The sequence below is a fragment of the Paracoccus sp. BR5-17 genome (genome assembly GCF_055693925.1).
In genome coordinates this window covers 966,665-985,234 of record NZ_JBVFUV010000003.1, presented here as the reverse complement: position 1 = coordinate 985,234, position 18,570 = coordinate 966,665, and the positions used below count along the sequence as shown (strand labels likewise).

General features: G+C 68.7%; 16 protein-coding genes and 5 pseudogenes. 7 read left to right on the top strand and 14 right to left on the bottom strand.

The window, feature by feature from the left end:
* Window positions 1-43 precede the first annotated feature (43 nt).
* Together ACZ1HC_RS06255 and ACZ1HC_RS06250 are read right to left on the bottom strand one after the other, a co-directional pair.
* Entirely contained in the window at window positions 44-343 is a 300-nt protein-coding gene (locus tag ACZ1HC_RS06255; protein WP_472699212.1) for an HU family DNA-binding protein, read from the bottom strand.
* 149 nt (window positions 344-492) lie between these two features.
* The gene (locus ACZ1HC_RS06250) at window positions 493-1,971 is read right to left on the bottom strand and encodes an AMP nucleosidase (RefSeq protein WP_472699211.1); all 1,479 of its coding nucleotides are present in this window, start codon (window positions 1,969-1,971) and stop codon (window positions 493-495) included.
* 94 nt (window positions 1,972-2,065) lie between these two features.
* On the opposite strand from ACZ1HC_RS06250, the gene ACZ1HC_RS06245 reads away from it, so the two are divergent.
* Both ACZ1HC_RS06245 and ACZ1HC_RS06240 read left to right on the top strand, forming a co-directional pair.
* A complete protein-coding gene (locus tag ACZ1HC_RS06245) occupies window positions 2,066-2,977 on the top strand; it encodes an SDR family oxidoreductase (protein ID WP_472699210.1) in 912 nt (303 codons plus the stop codon).
* Window positions 2,934-4,189 (top strand): annotated as a pseudogene (locus tag ACZ1HC_RS06240) (UbiH/UbiF/VisC/COQ6 family ubiquinone biosynthesis hydroxylase). Before ACZ1HC_RS06245 ends, ACZ1HC_RS06240 begins: the two are co-directional and overlap by 44 nt.
* A gap of 59 nt (window positions 4,190-4,248) precedes the next feature.
* Here ACZ1HC_RS06240 and ACZ1HC_RS06235 read toward each other — a convergent pair.
* The gene (locus tag ACZ1HC_RS06235) at window positions 4,249-5,664 is read right to left on the bottom strand and encodes a UdgX family uracil-DNA binding protein (RefSeq protein WP_472699209.1); all 1,416 of its coding nucleotides are present in this window, start codon (window positions 5,662-5,664) and stop codon (window positions 4,249-4,251) included.
* Entirely contained in the window at window positions 5,661-6,893 is a 1,233-nt protein-coding gene (locus ACZ1HC_RS06230; protein WP_472699208.1) for a putative DNA modification/repair radical SAM protein, read from the bottom strand. Before ACZ1HC_RS06230 ends, ACZ1HC_RS06235 begins: the two co-directional genes overlap by 4 nt.
* 136 nt (window positions 6,894-7,029) lie before the next feature.
* On the opposite strand from ACZ1HC_RS06230, the pseudogene ACZ1HC_RS06225 reads away from it, so the two are divergent.
* The 3 genes and pseudogenes from ACZ1HC_RS06225 (at window position 7,030) to ACZ1HC_RS06215 (ending at window position 9,731) form a co-directional block, all read left to right on the top strand.
* Window positions 7,030-7,622 (top strand): annotated as a pseudogene (locus tag ACZ1HC_RS06225) (LolA family protein).
* 119 nt (window positions 7,623-7,741) lie between these two features.
* The gene (locus ACZ1HC_RS06220; RefSeq protein WP_472699207.1) at window positions 7,742-8,989 is read left to right on the top strand and encodes an MFS transporter; all 1,248 of its coding nucleotides are present in this window, start codon (window positions 7,742-7,744) and stop codon (window positions 8,987-8,989) included.
* Window positions 8,990-9,041: 52 nt separating this feature from the next.
* A complete protein-coding gene (locus tag ACZ1HC_RS06215) occupies window positions 9,042-9,731 on the top strand; it encodes a 5'-nucleotidase, lipoprotein e(P4) family (protein ID WP_472699206.1) in 690 nt (229 codons plus the stop codon).
* Here ACZ1HC_RS06215 and ACZ1HC_RS06210 read toward each other — a convergent pair.
* The 8 genes and pseudogenes from ACZ1HC_RS06210 to ACZ1HC_RS06175 form a co-directional block, all read right to left on the bottom strand.
* Complete coding sequence (locus ACZ1HC_RS06210) at window positions 9,728-10,327, bottom strand: hypothetical protein (RefSeq protein ID WP_472699205.1); 600 nt, start codon at window positions 10,325-10,327, stop codon at window positions 9,728-9,730. The two genes, ACZ1HC_RS06215 and ACZ1HC_RS06210, sit on opposite strands and share 4 nt — an antisense overlap.
* Entirely contained in the window at window positions 10,324-11,145 is an 822-nt protein-coding gene (locus ACZ1HC_RS06205; protein WP_472699204.1) for an ABC transporter permease, read from the bottom strand. The genes ACZ1HC_RS06210 and ACZ1HC_RS06205 overlap by 4 nt, the downstream gene beginning before the upstream one ends.
* Window positions 11,142-11,861, bottom strand: a complete 720-nt coding sequence (locus ACZ1HC_RS06200; protein ID WP_472699203.1) for an ABC transporter ATP-binding protein — start codon at window positions 11,859-11,861, stop codon at window positions 11,142-11,144. Before ACZ1HC_RS06200 ends, ACZ1HC_RS06205 begins: the two co-directional genes overlap by 4 nt.
* 98 nt (window positions 11,862-11,959) lie before the next feature.
* Window positions 11,960-12,529 carry a cupredoxin domain-containing protein gene (locus ACZ1HC_RS06195; RefSeq protein ID WP_472699202.1) on the bottom strand — a complete coding sequence of 190 codons (570 nt, stop codon included), beginning with the start codon at window positions 12,527-12,529 and terminating at the stop codon, window positions 11,960-11,962.
* Between the two features lie 36 nt (window positions 12,530-12,565).
* The gene (locus ACZ1HC_RS06190) at window positions 12,566-13,531 is read right to left on the bottom strand and encodes a YVTN family beta-propeller repeat protein (RefSeq protein WP_472699201.1); all 966 of its coding nucleotides are present in this window, start codon (window positions 13,529-13,531) and stop codon (window positions 12,566-12,568) included.
* A gap of 17 nt (window positions 13,532-13,548) precedes the next feature.
* Window positions 13,549-14,187: pseudogene (locus ACZ1HC_RS06185) on the bottom strand (type 1 periplasmic-binding domain-containing protein); the annotation flags it as partial.
* A gap of 19 nt (window positions 14,188-14,206) precedes the next feature.
* Window positions 14,207-14,975, bottom strand: a protein-coding gene (locus ACZ1HC_RS06180) for an IS5 family transposase (protein WP_472698742.1) whose coding sequence is annotated in 2 segments (ribosomal slippage) — window positions 14,207-14,639 and window positions 14,638-14,975 — 771 coding nt in all. Because the reading frame shifts where the segments join, the coding sequence is not laid out codon by codon here.
* A gap of 68 nt (window positions 14,976-15,043) precedes the next feature.
* A pseudogene (locus ACZ1HC_RS06175) lies at window positions 15,044-15,526 on the bottom strand (ABC transporter substrate-binding protein); the annotation flags it as partial.
* A gap of 245 nt (window positions 15,527-15,771) precedes the next feature.
* On the opposite strand from ACZ1HC_RS06175, the gene ACZ1HC_RS06170 reads away from it, so the two are divergent.
* Both ACZ1HC_RS06170 and ACZ1HC_RS06165 read left to right on the top strand, forming a co-directional pair.
* Window positions 15,772-16,326: an SRPBCC family protein gene (locus ACZ1HC_RS06170; RefSeq protein WP_472700795.1), complete on the top strand. Its 555-nt coding sequence runs from the start codon at window positions 15,772-15,774 to the stop codon at window positions 16,324-16,326.
* Window positions 16,323-17,255, top strand: a complete 933-nt coding sequence (locus tag ACZ1HC_RS06165; protein ID WP_472699200.1) for a Vgb family protein — start codon at window positions 16,323-16,325, stop codon at window positions 17,253-17,255. Before ACZ1HC_RS06170 ends, ACZ1HC_RS06165 begins: the two co-directional genes overlap by 4 nt.
* Here ACZ1HC_RS06165 and ACZ1HC_RS06160 read toward each other — a convergent pair.
* Window positions 17,230-17,658 (bottom strand): annotated as a pseudogene (locus ACZ1HC_RS06160) (rhodanese-like domain-containing protein); the annotation flags it as partial. The gene ACZ1HC_RS06165 and the pseudogene ACZ1HC_RS06160 overlap by 26 nt on opposite strands.
* Window positions 17,659-17,757: 99 nt before the next feature.
* Window positions 17,758-18,570 carry a substrate-binding domain-containing protein gene (locus ACZ1HC_RS06155; protein WP_472699199.1) on the bottom strand — a complete coding sequence of 271 codons (813 nt, stop codon included), beginning with the start codon at window positions 18,568-18,570 and terminating at the stop codon, window positions 17,758-17,760.

Here is an 18,570-nt window from a genome sequence, read left to right as displayed (position 1 = left end):
GCCCCGTCATCCGGGCATCCCGTCATCCGGCGATGCGGAACGATCAGCTGTTCACGCTGTCCTTCAGCGACTTGGCGACCGTCACCTTCACCTGCTTGTCGGCCGGCTTGGTCATCATTTCCTGCGTCTGCGGGTTGCGGACCTGGCGTTCAGGGCGGGCGCGGCAGGCGATCTTGCCGATGCCGGGGATGGTGACCGAGCCGCCGGCGGCGACTTCACGGGCGACGACGGCCGCGATTGCGTCCAGGGCGGCCGAGGCCGACTTCTTGTCCGAACCCATCTCTTCGGCCAGCGTGGCGACAAGCTGGGTCTTGGTCATCGGTTTCGCGGATGGCGTAGCCATGAATCTGTCTCCTCTTGCCCGGTTCTGCGGGGGCTGCGAATAGCGCCTTTTGCGGCATATCGCCTGCTACACACGGTTTTGCCCAACAGATCAAGCGTTTTTCGCCGCTTCCTGCGAAAGGGGGCAGAGGCTGTGTGGTTGGCGCAAGATCACAGGAACGCCGACTCGTGGAAAGAACGCAGTTTGCGCGAATGGATCCGTTCCAGGGGCATCTCGCGCAGCTTTTCCATGGCGCGGATGCCGATCAGCAGGTGGTTGGCGACCTGCGTGCGATAGAAGTCGGTGGCCATGCCCGGCAGCTTCAGTTCGCCGTGCAGCGGCTTGTCGCTGACGCACAGCAGCGTGCCGTAAGGCACCCGGAACCGGAAGCCGTTGGCGGCGATGGTGGCGCTTTCCATGTCCAGCGCGACGGCCCGGGCCAGCGACAGCCGGTGGATCGGCGTGTCGCGCAGTTCCCAGTTGCGGTTGTCGATGGTGGCGACGGTTCCGGTGCGCATGATGCGCTTCAGCTCGTAGCCCTCGAGGCGCGTGACCTCGGCCACCGCTTCCTGCAGGGCCACCTGCACCTCGGACAGGGTGGGCAGCGGGACCCAGACCGGCAGGTCGGCGTCGAGGACGTGATCCTCGCGCAGATAAGCATGGGCCAGCACGAAATCGCCCAGCCGCTGGCTGTTGCGCAGCCCGGCGCAATGACCGACCATCAGCCAGGCATGGGGGCGCAGGACGGCGATATGGTCGGTGGCCGTCTTGGCGTTCGACGGGCCGACGCCGATGTTGACCAGCGTGATCCCCTGGCCGTTCGCGCGCTTGAGGTGATAGGCCGGCATCTGCGGCAGCTTGGAGAGGGTGGCCACGGGGCCCTGCGGATCGGTGATCTGCTGGTTGCCGGGCGCCACGAAGCTGTCATAGCCCAGCGCGGGGTCGCCCAGCACGCGGCGGGCGAAGGCCTCGAACTCGTCCACGTAGAACTGGTAGTTGGTGAACAGGATGAAGTTCTGGAAATGCTCGGCCGCGGTCGCGGTATAGTGCTGCAGGCGCGCCAGCGAATAGTCGATCCGCTGCGCCGTGAAGGCCGCCAGGTGCTGCGAGCCGTCGGGCATCGGGCCGGCGATCCCGTTCACGATGTCGTCGTTCATGGTGTTGAGATCCGGGACGTCGAACACGTCGCGAAGCGAGAAGTCCAGCACCCCCTCTTGCGGGATGGCAAGATCGCTTTGATGGGCCACGGCAAAATGGACCGGCATCGGCGTCTCGCTGACGCCCACGGTCACGGGGACGCGGTGGTTGCGCATCAGAAGCCCGATCTGTTCGCGCAGGTAGTTGGCGAACAGGTCGGGGCGCGTGACGGTGGCCGAATAGCTTCCCGGCGAGACGACATGACCGAAGGACAGCCGGGAATCCACAGAGGGATGCGAGGTCACCGTCAGGCGCAGTTCCGGGTAATAGGCCCGATAGCGCGCCACGGGCCTTTCGCCGTTCAGCGCCCGGGTGAAGCGGTCCAGCAGGAAGCCCGTGGCCTGCGCGTAAAGCGCCTGCAGATGGGCCACGGCCTCGGCGGCATCGGTGAACTGCTGGCGCTCGGGCGCCGGGGGCGTGTCAACCGGAAGATAGCGGGGATCGGTGTCCATTGGTCTTGTCCTTGCGTTCGCATCGACCCTGCCAGTCCGGCCTGCCGCAGGCAAGCGTCTGGCGCCCGGCGGGCGGGGCCGTTACGCTGCCGTCATGAAGATGCTGGTTTTCGGTCACGGCTATTGCGCAGGCTTCCTTACGCCGCTGCTGCGGGCGCGGGGCTGGCGGGTCCTGGGCACCACGCGCGGCGATCCCGGGCGCGTCGCCCGGGCGGGGGCCGAGCCGGTCCTGTGGCCGGGCGAGGAGGACCGCCTGCGCGACGAGATCGGCGCGGCGGATGCGATCCTGGTGTCGGCCGCCCCCGGCCCGCAGGGCGATCCGGTGCTGGCCGGATTCGCCGACCGGCTGGCGCAGGCGCGGCCGCGCTGGCTGGGCTATCTCTCGACCACCGGGGTCTATGGAGACCGCGGCGGCGGCTGGGTTACCGAGGACAGTGCGCTGGACGCGACCGGCCCGCGCGGCCAGGCCCGCATCCGGGCCGAGCGCGACTGGCGCGATCTGGCGGGCCGGGCCGGGCTTGCCTTGCACATCTTCCGCCTGGCGGGCATCTATGGCCCGGGCCGCGGCCCCTTCGAGAAGGTGCGCAACGGCACCGCCCGGCGGATCGTCAAGCCGGGGCAGGTCTTTTCGCGCATCCATGCCGAGGACGTGGCCCGGGTGCTTCTCGCCTCGATCGACCGGCCCGCGCCCGGCACCGCCTACAACCTGTGCGACGACGACCCGGCGCCGCCGCAGGACGTGCTGGCCCATGCGGCCGACCTGCTGGGCCTGCCGCCCCCGCCCGAGGTTGCCTTCGAGGAGGCCCGGATGACGCCGATGGCGCGGTCCTTCTATGACGACAACAAGCGCGTCTCGAACCGGCGCATCAAGGAGGATCTGGGCGTGAGGCTGCTTTATCCCGATTACCGCAGCGGACTGGCCGCGATCCTGGCGGCCGAGACGGGCGGGGGCGGATCGCCGCATGGACTTCCCGCCGCCCCCGTGCATGATCGCGGCCATGAGTGATGTGGATGTCCTGATCGCCGGCGGCGGGCTGAACGGCCCGGCCCTGGCCCTGGCCCTGGCGCAGGCCGGGCTGCGCGTGGCGGTGGTCGATCCGCGCCCGGCGGATGCGCGGGCGGGCGACAACTTCGACGGCCGGGCCTACGCGCTGGCGGTGGCCTCGCAGCGGTTGCTGAAGGCGCTGGGGCTGTGGGACGGGCTGGCCGGGGACAGCCAGCCGATCCGGCAGGTCAAGGCCTCGCAGGGGCGGCCGGGCGAAGGGGCCGGGCGGTTCTTCCTGCATTTCGACAGCGCCGAGATTGAGGAAGGCCCGGTGGGCTACATGCTCGAGGACCGGTTCCTGTATCGCGCGCTTCTGGCGGCGATGGGGGGCGGGTGCAGCACATGCCGGGCCTGTCGGTCGCCGATCATCAGGCCAAGGAAAGCGGCGTCGAGGCGGTGCTGTCGGACGGACGCCGCATCCGTGCGCGGCTGCTGGTGGGTGCCGACGGGCGCGGATCGGGCGTGGCGCGCCGCGCGGGGATCCGCCGGCAGGGGTGGGACTATGGCCAGACGGCACTGGTCGCGGCCATCGCGCACGACCGCCCCCATGACGGCATCGCGCAGCAGTATTTCATGGCCACCGGGCCGCTGGCGATCCTGCCGCTGCCCGGCAACCGCAGCAGCGTGGTCTGGTCCGAGAGCCATGCCCATGCCCGCGCCATCGCCGGGCTGCCGGACGCCGACTTCCTCGAGGTGCTGCGCCCGCGCTTTGGCGATTATCTGGGCGCGATCTCGCTGGCGGGGGCGCGCTTCACCTATCCGCTCAGCCTGTCGCTGGCCGACCGCTACGCGGCTGCGCGGGTAGCCCTGGTGGGGGATGCGGCGCATGGGGTGCATCCCATCGCCGGGCAGGGGCTGAACCTGGGCCTGCGCGACGTGGCAGCCCTGGCCGAGGTGCTGGTCGAGGCCGCCCGGCGCGGCGAGGACATCGGATCGGCCTTGGTCCTGGAACGCTATCAGGGCTGGCGGCGCTTTGACGCGACCCTGCTGGCGCTGGGCATGGACGGGGTGAACAGGCTGTTCGGCAGCGACAATCCGCTGCTGTCGGCGGCGCGCGGGATCGGCATGGGACTGGTCAGCGCGGTCCCGGTCCTGCGGCGCGGCTTCATGCGCCAGGCAGCCGGGCTGGCGGTCCATCCGATGCCGAGGCTGCTGAAGGGGCAGGCGCTGTAGGGGGACTTGCCCCCGTCCCTTCGGGACCCCCGGGGTACTTGGACAAAAATGAACGGCCGTCAGGCGGCGATCATTCGGGCCGCCAGGGCCAGATCCGCCGCGAATTGCAGGCGCGCTTCGGCGGCCCGCTCGCCCTCCAGCCGCAGGATCAGGCTGGGATGCCAAGTCGGCAGCAGCGCCCCGCCGTCACGCGCCCGTTCGATCCGCCCCCGGCGCGGGGTGAGCGGGCTGCGGTCGCCGGTCAGCGCGGCGGCGGCGGTGGCGCCCAGGGCCAGCGTCAGACGGGGCCGGACGAAGCCGCGTTCCAGATCCAGCCACCAGCGGCAGCGGTCCGTTTCGGCGGCGTTGGGGGTCTGGTGGATGCGGCGCTTGCCGCGGGGGGTGAACTTGAAATGCTTGACGGCATTGGTCATCCAGGCCCGCGACGGATCCAGCCCCGCCCCCGCCATCACCTGCCGCAACAACTGCCCCGCCGGGCCGACGAAGGGCCTGCCCTGCAGATCCTCGTGATCGCCCGGCGCCTCGCCCACGATCATCAGGGGCGCCAGGGGATCGCCCTCTCCCCAGACGGTCCGGGTCGCGGCGTGGCAGAGATCGCAGCGGGTGCAGCGCAGCGCCTGTTCGCGCGCGGCCGCAAGCGTTTCGGGCGGGCGGTCGTCGGGGTTCTGCCGGACGCGCGCCGTGACGCGGGCGGCGAAGGCCGGGGCACTGATGGATGCGCCGGCCTCGCGCATGGCCTGGACGCGGCGGGGGGCGTCGGCCAGCATGTCGGGGATGAGACCCGTCTCGGGGAGGTTCTTCCAGTACTTGCGCGGCATCTCGGACCGCATGGCCTGGGTCTTGATGCGGGCCGGGTTGAAGATGTTGGCGAAATAGGTCTGCCACAGCGCATGGCTGGCATCCTGCGGCAGGTTCGGCCGATCCGCGGGGGGATCATAATGCAGGCTGCCGTCGAAGCGGGCGGTTCCCTCGGGCGTGGCGATCAGCCAGTCCATGTCGGCGAAGCGTCTTGCAAAGAAGGGCGTCGCGGTCTCGAGAATGGGGTGGTCGGGTTCGAACCAGGCGCCGAAGGCGCGGCGCGGGCCGTCCGAGGGCAGTTCGTGGAAGCGCACGAAGGCGTGCATCTTGTGGATGTCGCGCCGCACCGCCTTGGCCATGCGCGACAGCCGGTCGGTCAGCGGATCGGCCGGGTTGGCGATGAAGCGGCGGTCGTCCTGCAGGCGCATCAGCGCGGTGTAGAGCAGGGCCCAGCGTCCGGGGTCGGCATGGCTGGCGACCGTGCGGGCCAGGTCCAGGAAGTCCTTGCTGGCGGTCACCGGATGGGATCCCGCCGGCGGCAGCGGATCGGCCCCGAACAGGCCGCCGGCGCCGTCCCAGCTTGCCTCGGCCGGGGCGACGCGGTTCGAGGCAAGCTGCCGTGCGGCGACGCGCCAGGCCTGAAACCGCCCGAAGCGGGGCAGATCGACGCCGATCACAGAAGCTGCAACTGTTCGGGCCGCGGGGCGAAGCGGGCGCGCAGCGACGCGCTGTCGGTCAGTGCGCCGGGATGCCAGTCGGGCAGCGTCACGAAGGGCCGCGCCTTCGACATGACCGCGCCCATGCGCAGCAGGTCGCCATAGCGCAGCGGCCCGTTGCGCCGCGCGGCCAGGATCCGCTGCACCGTCCTGGTGCCGAAGCCCGGGACGCGCAGCAGCATCTCTCGCGGTGCCCGGGCCACGTCCATGGGAAACCGCCCCCGGTTCGCAAGCGCCCAGGCCAGCTTGGGGTCGATCGCCAGATCGAGGTTGCCCGAAGGATGCGCGGCGCCGATCTCGTCCGCGTCGAAGCCATAGAAGCGCATCAGCCAGTCAGCCTGATACAGCCGGTGTTCGCGCATCAGGGGCGGCTTGATCAGCGGCAGCGCCGCCGAGGAATCGGGAATCGGGCTGAAGGCCGAATAATAGACCCGCTTCAGGTCATAGCCCGAATAGAGATTGGCCGCGGTCCGCAGGATGTCGCGATCCGTCGCCGCGTCCGCGCCCACGATCATCTGCGTGGACTGGCCCGCGGGCGCGAAGCGCGGCGGACGCCGCCCGGTGTGGGTCCGTTCCCGCGCCGCCTCGCGCGACAGGCGCACGTCGGCCATCGCCGCGCGGATCGTCTCGGGGCGTTTCTCGGGGGCCAGGGCGCGCAGGCTTGCGTCCTGCGGCAGCTCGATGTTGACCGACAGGCGGTCGGCGTGAAGCCCGGCCTCGGCCACCAGTTCGGGCGAGGCGTCGGGAATGGTCTTGAGGTGGATATAGCCCTTGAAGCCGTGATCCACGCGCAGCATCCGCGCGATCCGAACCATGTCGCCCATCGTCTGGTCCGGGCTGCGGATGATCCCCGACGACAGGAACAGACCCTCGATCATGTTGCGCCGATAGAATTCCAGCGTCAGGGTGACCACCTCCTCGGGGGAAAAGCGGGCGCGTTCGACGTTGCTGCTGACGCGGTTGATGCAGTAGGCGCAGTCATAGATGCAGAAGTTCGTCATCAGGATCTTCAGCAGGCTGATGCAGCGCCCGTCCGGCGTATAGGCGTGGCAGATCCCGGACCCCCCGCCGAGCCGATGCCGCCCGCACGCGAGATCGCGCCGGCTGGTCCCGCTGCTGGCGCAGGAGGCGTCGTATTTCGCCGCGTCCGACAGGATCGCCAGCTTTTGCTGAAGGGTGCGCTGTGCCATGCCCCGACTATATGTTCCCGATGTGTTCCGTTCAACGGTTCTCTGGCAGGAACCCTCACATCCGTGCGAGCGTTCGCCGCCTGCGCATCCGCCAGACGTGATGTGCAACCGGCATCAGGAAGGATATGATCGGCGCATGAATATCAGATCGCTTGCCCTGGCACCCGCCCTTGTCCTTGCCCTGGCCGTCCCGGCCCTGGCCGAGAAGATCCCGCTGAACGAATTGTCGCGCTATCTGAACCGGCTGACCACGGCGACATCCGAGTTCACCCAGGTCAATCCCGACGGCTCGATCTCGACCGGGACGGTGTATATCCAGCGCCCCGGGCGCGTGCGCTTCGAATACAACAACGACGACACGCTGGTTCTGGCGTCCGGCGGGACCGTGGCGATCTTCGACCCGAAATCCAGCGGTCCGCAGCAATACCCGCTGTCGCAAACGCCGCTGTCGATCATCCTGGACGCCAACGTGAACCTGGGCCGGGCCAACATGGTCACCGCCCACACCGAGGCCAAGAACGCCACCGTGGTGACCGCGCAGGATCCGCAGAACCCCCAATACGGCAACATCCAGATGGTGTTCACGGCCAACCCCACGCAGCTGCGCCAGTGGGTCGTGACCGACGACACCGGCCAGAAGACCACCGTCATCCTGGGCGAGATGCGCGAGGGGGCTCGATCCCCGCCTCGCAGTTCTCGATCAACAACGAGGTGGCGCGGCGCGACTGACCCGGGGGCCCGGGCAGCGCATCAACCGTCCTGATGGGTCCGATCACGCAGGCAAGGCTTGATCTTGCGGCGTCGGGGGGCCAAGGCTTTCCGCGACACATGGCCGCGCGGATCCCGTCATGCCCTCTAGCCGCCTTTTCACGCCGATCCTGATCGGCGGATCGCTGATCCTGCTGATCAACTTCGCCCTGCGGGCCAGCTTTGGCGTGTTCCAGATCCCCGTCGCCGCCGAGTTCGGCTGGCCGCGGGCCGAGTTTTCCCTGGCGATCGCCATCCAGAACCTGGCCTGGGGGATCGGGCAGCCGGTCTTCGGCGCCCTGGCCGAACGCTGGGGCGACCGCTGGGCGATCATCCTGGGCGCGATCCTCTATTCCGCCGGGCTGATCCTGACCGCCTTCGCCACCACCCCGGCGGCCGTGCAACTGCTGGAGGTGATGGTCGGCTTCGGGATCGCCGGCACGGGCTTTGGCGTGATCCTGGCCGTCGTCGGCCGCGCCGCCAGCGACGACAACCGCAGCCTTGCCCTGGGGATCGCGACCGCCGCCGGATCGGCGGGGCAGGTCTTCGGCGCCCCCCTGGCCGAACTGCTGCTGGCCGCCTACAGCTGGCAGACGGTGTTCATCATCTTCGGCGTGATCGTGCTGGCCTGCATGGCCTTCCTGCCGATGCTGGGCGAGGGCAGGCCCGCCAGCCGCAGCCAGCTGGAAGAAAGCCTGGGCAGCGTCCTGGGCCGGGCCTTCCGCGATCCGTCCTATCTGATGATCTTCGCGGGCTTCTTTTCCTGCGGCTACCAGCTTGGCTTCATCACCGCCCATTTTCCCGCGATGGTCACCGAGATGTGCGGCCCGATCAGCCCGGTGGGCACCCTGGCCAGCCTGGGGATCACCACCACCTCGGCCCTGGGGGCGGCGGCCATTAGCCTGATCGGGCTGGCCAACATCGCGGGCTCGATCCTGTCGGGCTGGCTGGGCAAGCGCTATACCCGGAAGTACCTGCTGGCCGGCATCTATACCCTGCGCACCATCGCCGCGGCCGCCTTCATCCTGCTGCCGATCACGCCGGCCAGCGTGGTGGTCTTTTCGCTGGTGATGGGGGCGCTGTGGCTGGCCACGGTGCCGCTGACCTCGGGGCTGATCGCCTATATCTACGGGCTGCGCTACATGGGCACGCTTTACGGCTTCGTGTTCCTGTCCCACCAGATCGGATCCTTCCTGGGCGTCTGGCTGGGCGGCAGGCTCTATGACCTTCACGGCGACTACACGGTGGTCTGGTGGGTGGGCGTGGGGGTGGGCGCGCTCAGCGCGCTGATCCACCTTCCGGTGCGCGAGGCGCCCTCGCGCCTGCCCGCCGCGGCCGCGGCGGTTTGACGGGGCGCATCGGGGGTTCTAGGGTCCGGCCCGCCCCTGACAGGATTCGCCCATGACCAGCCCGCCCCGCCACCACCCCTCGGAACGCGCCATCGCGATCCGCTACCAGCAGATGTCTGCCGAGGTGAAGGCGCTGCAGCGGCAATGCTATGCCCTGGCGACGCTGCGGCTGAAGGCGGCGGTCGAGGCCAACGGCACGGGCAAGGGCCTGGCCGTGGTCAGCGACATCGACGAGACGATCCTGGACAACACCGCGGTCATGGCCCACGCCATGACCCTGGACGAACATCTGGACGCCTTCGAGACCTGGAAGCTGTGGGAACGCGAGGGCACGCCGCATCTTCTGCCCGGCGCGGCCGACTTCTTCCACCTGGCCGACAGGCTGGGGGTGACGATCTTCTATGTCTCGGACCGGTTCGAGGAAAACAAGCTGGCCACCATCGCCACGCTGTCGCGGCTTGGCCTGCCGCAGGTCCAGGCCTCGCAGGTGCTGCTGTTCGGCCCGCCCAAGGCCGAACGCCGCGCCACCGTGGAACGCGACCACCGCATCATCCTGCAACTGGGCGACACGCTGCACGATTTCCACGGCTGCTTCGCGGGCGTCCCGCTCGAGGAACAGCACCGGCTGGCCAACCACCATGCCGACCGCTTCGGCGAGGATTGGATCGTCTTTCCGAACGCCGCCCACGGCACCTGGATGGAGGCAGAACTGCGTCCTTGGCAGGCGCCGAAGCCGCGCTAGTCGGCATCCAGATGCCCGGCGATCGCCCGGCCCAGCGCGAAGGCGCGCTGTTCTAGGATCACCGGCGTCTCGCAGACATAGGTCAGCGACTGCTGGCGTTCGGTAAAGACGCGCTCATCCCAGTCCAGCGCCTCCTCGGCCGCGTCGATGGCGTCGAAGTCGGGATCGGCGGCGGCTTCCAGGGCGGCCATCTGCGCCCGCCGTTCCTCGATCCGTTCGGCAAGGGTCACCTGGCTGCGGCCGTAGCGGGCGATCCCGTCGATCAGGGCGGACCGGTCGGGCTCGATCTTGTTGAAGATCGCGACCATCAGCGCGGTCAGCCGGGCGTTGTCGGCCCCGGCGGCAAACTCGGCGATGGCGGCCTCGGCCTCCTCGATGGGCAGGCGGCGCTGCTCCAGCCGGGCGGCCAGGGCCTCGATCTGCGGGTCGCGGGCCAGTTCGGCGATGCTGTCGTCCGGCACCGGCCCCGTCCAGACCTGTCCCAGCGACAGATGCGGCTGCTTGCGCTGGATGCAGGGCCAGTCGGGGTCGGTCCCGGTGGCCGCGAAAGCGGGCGCCGCGGCAAGGGCCGCCAGTGCGACGACAAGGTGTTTCATCCCCTCTCCTTCCTTCTGGCCCACAGGCCCTTGGCGGGATCATACATGAAGACGGCCGCCCCGAAGAAGGCCGCCAGGCAGCCCGCGACGATGCCCAGGGCCTGCCAGTTCATTTCCAGGTAAAGCGCGAAGCGGATCAGTTCGACCGCGTAGGTAAAGGGGTTCGCCGCGCAGATGTCGTGCAGCAGGGGCGAGCTTTCGCGCATCCGCCACAGCGGATAGAGCGCCGACGAGGCGAAGAACATCGGGAAGATCACGAAGTTCATGACCCCGGCGAAGTTTTCAAGCTGCCGGATCGCCGATGACAGGAACAGCCCCAAGGCGCCCAGCATCAGCCCCGACAGGACCAGCGCGGGCAGCACCGCGACATAGCCCCAGGCGGGCGGGCGGATGTCCCAGAACCACGCGATCGCCAGGAAGGCATAGGCCTGGATGATCGACACGATCACGCCGGCCATCAGCTTGGATCCCAGCAGGAACCAGCGGGGAAAGGGGCTGACCAGCAGCGTGCGCATGGCGCCGGTTTCCCGGTCATAGACCATCGACAGCGACGACTGCATCCCGTTGAACAGCTGGATCATCGCCACCAGGCCGGGGGTCACGTAGACCTCGTAGAGGACATAGGTCTGGTAGGGCGGCGTGATCGACAGGCCCAGCACGGCGCGAAAGCCCGCGGCGAAGATGAACAGCCAGACCAGCGGTCGCACCAGCGCCGCCAGAAAGCGCCCGCGCTGCTGGACGAAGCGCAGCGTCTCGCGGCGGGCGATGCCGGCGAAGGCGGTGGCCCAGGCGCGGGCCGGAAAGGTCCGTTCGGTCATGCGGCGGCACCGGTCAGGCTCAGGAAGGTGCGGGTCAGCCCTTCGGTTCCGGCGATCGCCGCAGCCTTGCCCGCCTGCAGCACGCGGCCCCGGTGCAGGATCACCAGGTCGTCGTCGGGCTGGATCTCGTCCAGGATGTGCGTGGCCCACAGCGCCGAAACCCCCTCGGCCGCGATCAGGCGCCGGGTCAGGGCCAGGACCTCGGCCCGCGCCTTCACGTCCAGGCCGACCGTCGCTTCGTCCAGAAGCAGAAGATCGGGGCGGTGGATCAGGGCGCGGGCAATCTCGGCGCGGCGCTGCTGGCCCCCCGACAGCGCCGACACGCGGTCCCCCGCCCGGCTTTCCAGCCCGACCTGGGCCAGCACCTGCCGGGTGCGGTCCCGCGCGGCGCGGCGGCCGATCCCGTGCAGCGCCGCATGATAGTCCAGGTTCTGCGCCACGGTCAGATCCGTGTCCAGCGCGCGGCTCTGGAACACCACGCCAAGCCGCGCCATCGCCTGCGCGGGCTGGCGCCGCAGGTCATGGCCCGCCACCTCGATCACCCCCGAGACGTTGCTGTAGAGCCGCGTCACCAGCGAGAACAGCGTCGTCTTGCCCGCGCCGTTGACGCCCAGTAGCGCGGTGAAGCTGCCGCGCGGCACGCTGAGCGAGACATCCGACAGGGCCTGGACGCTGCCGAAATTGTGCGACAGGGCGGTGATGCGAAGCGCGTCCATGAGGATCCTGCATTGCTGCGGCCGGACGGATCCGGCCTTTGCCCCTTTTTCTGCACCTCGACAGCCGGGCGGCGCGCTGTCAAGCCGCGCCTTGCCCCCTACTGGATGGTGAAGACGGCCTGCTGGCTTTCGCCCGCGGATCCGGGGATCGACAGCGCATAGCGGCCCGGCGTGATCGCCACGAAGCTGATGACGGCCGTTCCGGCGTTGTCGAATTCGATGCTGTGGACGCCCATCGGGCGGATCTCGATGTCGTTGATGACGATTTCGTTGATCCAGATGGCGCGGAAGAAGTCGCCGCCCGACAGCGCCAGTTCCTGGCTGCCGTCGGCGTTGATGGCGATGCGGTAGAAGCCGCCCGACTTGAGGCTGTATTCGCCCCCCGCGACCGGCTGCCCCGATGCCAGCGTCAGCGGCGCCAGATCGGTGCGGTTGTCGCGCGCCATGATACCGGAAAAGCCGTAGTCGAACTTGCCCTGCGCGTCATAGACGGCGGCTTCGCCCTCCGTATCCTCCTCCTCGTCGTCCTCGTCCTCGGCGGCGGCCGCGGCATCGTCGGGCGCGGCGCCGGTCGCGGCGGCGCCTTCGGCCGGGGCCGCGGCGTCCTGGGCTGCGGCGGGAAGGGCCAGGGCGGCCAGGATCATCAGAACGGTCGGCAAACGGAACATGGATTGTCCTTTCTTGATTCTTCGGTGTGCTTGGCGTCAGTCCGGCGCCACCACCACGCCCCAGGGCTGCTGGCCCACCGGGACGGACTTGATGACCTCCTCGGCGGCGACATCGATCACCGACACGTCGTTCGAGTTGCCGTTGGTGGTGAACAGGTATCGTTCGTCCGGGGTGAAGGCCATCTGCCAGACCCGCTGGCCGACCAGCAGGTAGTCCTTGACCTCGTCGGTCTCGCCGTCGATCACGGCCACCCGGTTCGACGGCCCGAGCGCCACGAACACCTTCTTGCCGTCGTTCGTCACCCGCACGCCGACGGGCTGGATCGCCTCGGGCAGGACGCCCGGCACCTCGAAGGTGATCTTCCTGATGATCTCCTGCGTGGCGGGGTCGATCACGCTGACCGTGCCGCCGATCTCGGCGCTGACATACAGCTTGGTGCCGTCGTGGTTGAACTCGGCGAAGCGGGGGCGGGAATCGACCAGGACGTTGGCGACGATCTCGAAGCTGTCGGTGTCGATGAAATGCGCCATGTTCGTGGTTTCGGAGGTGTTGATGACGATCTGCCCGTCGGGGCTGACGCCCATGCCTTCGGGTTCCACCCCCACTGGGATCTCGGCCAGAACCTGATGGGTCTTGACGTCGACCACGGTCACCAGGTTGTCGTCCTCGTTGGCGATGTAGAGCGGATTGCCCGAGGGGTGCAGCACGAACAGTTCCGGGTCGGGGCCCGACGGCAGGGTGTGCATCTCCTCCATCGTGGCGGGATCGAAGACCCGCACCAGGTTGTCGTCGGACGCGCAGACGTAAAGTTCGGTGCCGTCGGGGGAAATGGTGATGCCGCGGGGGCGGTTGCCGACCGGATAGCTGCCGATCACCTCCAGCGTCTCGCTGTCCAGCACGGTGACGTCGTTGCCCTTCTCGTTGGTGACGAAGACGCGGTTGGCAAGCGCGGGTCCGGCCAGCAGGGCCATCGCCGGGGCCAGGACCAGAAGTCGCTTCATGGGGCGCATGGAACCTCTCAGAATGAACATTCGGTTTCGGGACGGTCGATCCCCAGGGTGTCCAGCGCACTGGTCTGGTGCAGATACTGGCCCTGCGGGCTGACCGAGGTGGTCAGAAGCCCGGTGGTCAGCAGGATCGGCTGGCGCACCTGATGATCCCAGTCGCGCACGGTCAGCTTCTGGCCCTTGAAGCCCGCCACGTCGAAGCCCGGCGACAGGATGAACTCGCGCAGCGCGGCGGGGTCGGCGGACCGGGTGCGGGTGGCGGCCTCGCCGACGATGCGCAGCGCCAGCCAGGCCTGATAGTCGTCCTCGCGCATCGGGCGGTTCGCCAGCCGCTCGAAGCGGTTCTGGAACTGCGTGGCGCCCCAGGCCTCCATCGCCGGATGCCAGCTGCGCGGGACCAGCCCGGCGGATCCGGCGACCGGGCGCGGATCCCATGTCAGATAGGGCAGGTAGGGGGCGAAGACATCGCTATCGTCGGCGGCGATCAGCACGTCGTAATCGGGCGCGCGCTGCGTGAAGACCGGCATCTGCGCCTGAACCTGGACATGGCCCGAATCAGTGCTGCGGGCGCCGCCGGTGTCCTCGAACACGCGCTCCTCGACGATCTGGGCGCCGAACTTGGCGGCCGAACGGCGCCAGGCCGCGGCTAGGGTCCAGACTCATTGATCTTCAAAGCCAGAACATGACGGTTGCCGCGAGTGCGACAGCGGACAGGAAGGTCTTGGCGCATCTGTCATAGCGGGTTGCGACCCTGCGCCAGTCTTTCAGGCGACCGAACATGATCTCGATGCGGTTGCGGCGGCGATAGCGCCGCTTGTCGTAGCGGACCGCCTTGCCGCGCGACTTCCGCCCCGGGATGCAAGGGCGTATCCCCTTGTCTTTCAACGCTTCCCGGAACCAGTCGGCGTCGTAACCGCGATCCGCGATCATCCACTCGGCAGCGGGCAAGCTGCCCAGCAGGGCGGCGGCTCCGGTGTAGTCACTCACTTGGCCCGCGGTCATGAAGAACTTCAGGGGCCGTCCCTTGGCGTCGGTAACGGCATGTAGCTTGGTATTGAGCCCGCCCTTCGTTCTGCCAATCAAACGTCCGCGCTGGTCGTCGGGCCCCCTTTTTCGCCCGCAGGCTCGAAGCCGTGCGGTGCGCTTTCAGGTAGGTCGCATCGATCATGATGGTCTTCTGCTCGGCACCCTCGGAGGCCAGTCCTTCCATCATCCTGGCGAAGACTCCCATGTCGCCCCACCGCTTCCATCGGTTGTAGAGCGTCTTCGGAGGTCCATATTCACGCGGCGCATCGCACCATCTCAACCCATTACGATTGATGAAGATTATGCCGCTCAAGACCCGACGATCATCAACCCGCGGCTTGCCATGACTCCTCGGAAAGAACGGCTTCAAACGCTCCATCTGCTCGTCGGTCAGCCAGAAAAGATTGCTCATCATTGCCCCCATCAGTTCGGGAGCGTGAATCACGCAGCCAAGGCGACCGCAAGCCGATTAATGGGTCCTGACCCTAGGGCCAGATCCTCGGGGTGGCTGCCGTGGACCAGAAGCCAGTCGGGCCAGTTCTTCCACATCAGGAACTGCGCCAGGGCATCGGCCAGCATGGCATGGCTGGGCGCGACATGGATGGTGTTGAAACGGCAGTCCGCCCCGCGCAGGTTGTCGCCCCGCGCCCGGGCGTTCAGCAGCATCGCCCGGTCGCCGGCCTGGTCGGCCAGGGCCAGGGTCGTCGGGTCGTCGGCCAGAAGAACGACGAACTGGATGCCCTGTGCCAGGATCCGGTCCAGTTCGGCGGCGGCGGTTTCCGGGGTCGCGACGACCTCGATCGCCTCGAAGTCCTGGCCCATGAAGCGGCCGGTGGTGTCGTTGTCGTCGATCGCCAGCCGGGCGCCGGCGAATCCCTGGTCCTCGACCGGCAGATCCAGCCGCGAGATGGGCGGCAGCCGTTCCGCGTCCACGCGCAGGACGGCGGTGCGGATCACCTGCATCTGCGGCTGCGGCTGCTGGGCCTGAACCGACCCCGCCAGCACCGCGGCACCCGCCAAAAGTCCGATGATTCCCTTGAACATTTTCCGTCTCCCTGACCCGATGTTCGGGCTTGGGCGGCGTTGCGGCAAGACGGTTTTTGTTCCCGGCGCGGCCGGGAAGTTTCGGATCAGTCTTAGGTCTTATGGACGGGCCGAGAGCGGTCGTCGCATGGTCGCAGGGCAGTGGAAGGAAAGCGCAACAGATGATGCACAAGATCCTGGGCCTGGCCGTCGCCGCGATGCTGGCCCTGAGCGCCGGGGCCGAGGCGCATGGCCCCTCGCGACTGAAGGCCGAGAAGTCGGTGGTCCTTGACGCCACCCCCGACGAGGTCTGGCAGGTCATCGGCCGGTTCGACGACATGGGCTGGCATCCCGCCGTCGCGCGCACCGAGATGACCCCCGAAGGCGCCCCCGCCGACATCCCCGAGGAATCGACCCGCGTCCTGCACCTGAAGGCGGAAAGCGGCGATCCCACCATCACCGAAACGCTGATGTCGATCGACCCCGACAAGCGGCAATACAAGTACATGATCACCGATGTCGCGATCGAGGTCCTGCCGGTGACGAACTATTCCTCGACCCTTCAGGTCAAGGACAGCGGCGGCCGCGCCGAGGTGATCTGGAAGGGCGGCTTCTATCGGGGCTATCCCAACAACGATCCCCCTGCCGAGCTGAACGACGATGCCGCCATGGCCGCCGTGAACGGCATCTACCAGGCGGGTCTGGACGCCCTGGCCGAGCGTTTCGGCACCGCCGAGTGAGGCGCGTCGCGCTTGCCGTGATGCTGTCGGCATCCCCTGCGCTTGCAGGGGATCTGGCCTTCGTGACCAGCCAGAACGCCGGGATGGTGACGCTGGTGGATCTGGGTTCGGGGCAGGTGCTGGCGCAGACGCCGATGGCGGGCAAGCCCGCGCCCGTGGCCTATGATCCGGCTTCGGGGCGGGCCTATGTGGTGGCCGCGCAGACCGGCCGGCTTCATGTTCTGGACGAGACGGGCCGGATCGCCGCCAGCCGCGATCTGGCCGAAGGCGCCTTCGGCCTGGCCGTGGCAGCACAGGGCGGGCTGTTCGTGACCGACTGGTTCGGGGCGCGGCTGATGCGCCTGGACGGCGACCTGCGCACGGTCTGGGAGGTTCCGACCGGCGCCGCCCCGGCCGGGGTCGCCGTCAGCGGGGACGGCAGGCTGGTCGCGACGGCGGACCGCGACGCCGATGGGGTCAGCATCTTCGACGCCGGGACAGGGACCCTGCTTCACCGGGTCGGCACGGCGGGGCCGCATCCCTTCGGCATCACCTGGCACGACGGGCGGTTCTGGACGGCCGATGTGCAGGGCGACACGGTATCGGTGATCGACCCGGTGGCGGGCAGGCTGGCCGGCAGCGTTGCGACCGGAAGCCACCCCTATGCCGTGGCCTTCGCCGCAGGGCGCGGCTTCGTGACCAACCAGTACGACGGCACGCTGACGGTCTTCGACCCCGAAAGCCTTGCCGTGCTGGACGAGATCCCGGTCGGCGACTATCCCGAAGGCATCAGCGCCCTGCCCGACGGCGATGCGGTGGCCGTCGCAAACTGGGATTCCGACACTCTGGTGGTTGTCGATGCCCGAAGCCTGACCATCATGGCCGAGATGCCGATGCCGTCCGGCCCGCGCGCCTTCGGGCAGTTCACCGGTCGGCAGGCGTCGCCCTGACCAGCGGCGCGCCGCCCGCCTGCTGCCAGCCCTCGATCCCACCGGGAAACCAGTGGACCGCGGTATAGCCCAGGGCGACCGCGCGCCGGGCGGCGTTCCAGCTCATCCAGCAATCGATGCGGCAGAAGATCACCACCGGCGCCGCGCGGTCGCCGGCGGTGGCCTGTTCCAGCCCTCGTTCAAGGCGGGCCTGCTCCTCGGGGGCCAGATTTTCCCAGCCGGTGTCCGGCAGCCACACCGCGCCCGGAATGGTCTCGTGCAGGGGTTCGCGCCAGATCGTGCCATCGGGCAGGCCCTCGGGCCGCTTCTTGCGGGGCAGGACGTCCAGGAACGGCACCCCTTCGGCATGAAGGCGGATCGCTCCGGCCGCATCGACGACCGTCGCGCCCTGCAGGGTGGCGGGAACGGGGGCGCGGTAGGGTTCGCCGCGATAGCTGTCGGGTTCGGGAACCTGGGCGGCGGCGAGATCCCGCCAGCAGCAGGGCCAGCAGGATCACGCGGATCATTGGATCAGTTCCTTGCCGTAGTCATCGACCAAGGGTACGCCGGCCTCGCGCAGGATGGCGTGGATTTCGGGCTGGTTGCGGCGGATCAGGCTGTTGAGTTCCCGCTTCCATTCCTGTTCCGGCAGCCGCACCCCCATCGTGATGCGATAGAACATCCTGGGGCCGCCGGTTTCCTTCAGCAGCGGCGTGAACTGCAGGTCCGGGTCGTCCTTGACCCGCGGCCCCGCCAGCGGTCCCCACAACACGGCCGCGTCCAGCGTGCCGTCCTTGACGCCCGCGATCAGGTCGCCCACCGGATCCTTCACGCGGCGGTCCACGAACAGGTCGGCGCCCCGCATGTCCTTGGCCAGTCCCGCCTGCGCCATGATCGTGGCGGGCGGAGATCCGGCGATCACCCCGATCGGATGACCCTTCAGCGCCGGATCGGTCAGCCGATCGACGCGGGCCAGATCGCTGTCCTTGCGGGTGACGATGCCGAAGACCGAGGTATAGTAGTGGTTGGTGTTCTGGACCAGTTCATCGCCCTGGGCGTAACCCATCACCACGTCGCATTCCCCCGCCCGCAGCGTCTTGGCGATGAAGCCCGTGCCCGAGGGGAACCAGGTATAGGTCACGGGCAGGCCCAGCCATTCCCCGAAGGCCTCGGCCAGCCTGTTCTCGAACCCCGATCCGTCGCGCGACGACATCGGGGCGTTGGCCGGATCGGCGCAGACCCGGAACTGCGTGGTCGAGCGCAGATCCGCGACCTGGGCCGCGGCAGGCAGGCCCCCCAGCGACAGCAGGACGATCAGCCAGCGAAACCCGCGCAT

Bases quoted from the DNA above. Each gene is read 5' to 3' on its own strand.
- ACZ1HC_RS06170 (WP_472700795.1), top strand. From the start codon at position 15,772: ATGCACAAGATCCTGGGCCTGGCCGTCGCCGCGATGCTGGCCCTGAGC.
- ACZ1HC_RS06245 (WP_472699210.1), top strand. From the start codon at position 2,066: ATGAAGATGCTGGTTTTCGGTCACGGCTATTGCGCAGGCTTCCTTACG.
- ACZ1HC_RS06195 (WP_472699202.1), bottom strand. From the start codon at position 12,529: ATGTTCCGTTTGCCGACCGTTCTGATGATCCTGGCCGCCCTGGCCCTT.
- ACZ1HC_RS06200 (WP_472699203.1), bottom strand. From the start codon at position 11,861: ATGGACGCGCTTCGCATCACCGCCCTGTCGCACAATTTCGGCAGCGTC.
- ACZ1HC_RS06190 (WP_472699201.1), bottom strand. From the start codon at position 13,531: ATGAAGCGACTTCTGGTCCTGGCCCCGGCGATGGCCCTGCTGGCCGGA.
- ACZ1HC_RS06215 (WP_472699206.1), top strand. From the start codon at position 9,042: ATGACCAGCCCGCCCCGCCACCACCCCTCGGAACGCGCCATCGCGATC.
- ACZ1HC_RS06210 (WP_472699205.1), bottom strand. From the start codon at position 10,327: ATGAAACACCTTGTCGTCGCACTGGCGGCCCTTGCCGCGGCGCCCGCT.
- ACZ1HC_RS06155 (WP_472699199.1), bottom strand. From the start codon at position 18,570: ATGCGCGGGTTTCGCTGGCTGATCGTCCTGCTGTCGCTGGGGGGCCTG.
- ACZ1HC_RS06230 (WP_472699208.1), bottom strand. From the start codon at position 6,893: ATGGCACAGCGCACCCTTCAGCAAAAGCTGGCGATCCTGTCGGACGCG.
- ACZ1HC_RS06205 (WP_472699204.1), bottom strand. From the start codon at position 11,145: ATGACCGAACGGACCTTTCCGGCCCGCGCCTGGGCCACCGCCTTCGCC.
- ACZ1HC_RS06250 (WP_472699211.1), bottom strand. From the start codon at position 1,971: ATGGACACCGATCCCCGCTATCTTCCGGTTGACACGCCCCCGGCGCCC.
- ACZ1HC_RS06220 (WP_472699207.1), top strand. From the start codon at position 7,742: ATGCCCTCTAGCCGCCTTTTCACGCCGATCCTGATCGGCGGATCGCTG.
- ACZ1HC_RS06255 (WP_472699212.1), bottom strand. From the start codon at position 343: ATGGCTACGCCATCCGCGAAACCGATGACCAAGACCCAGCTTGTCGCC.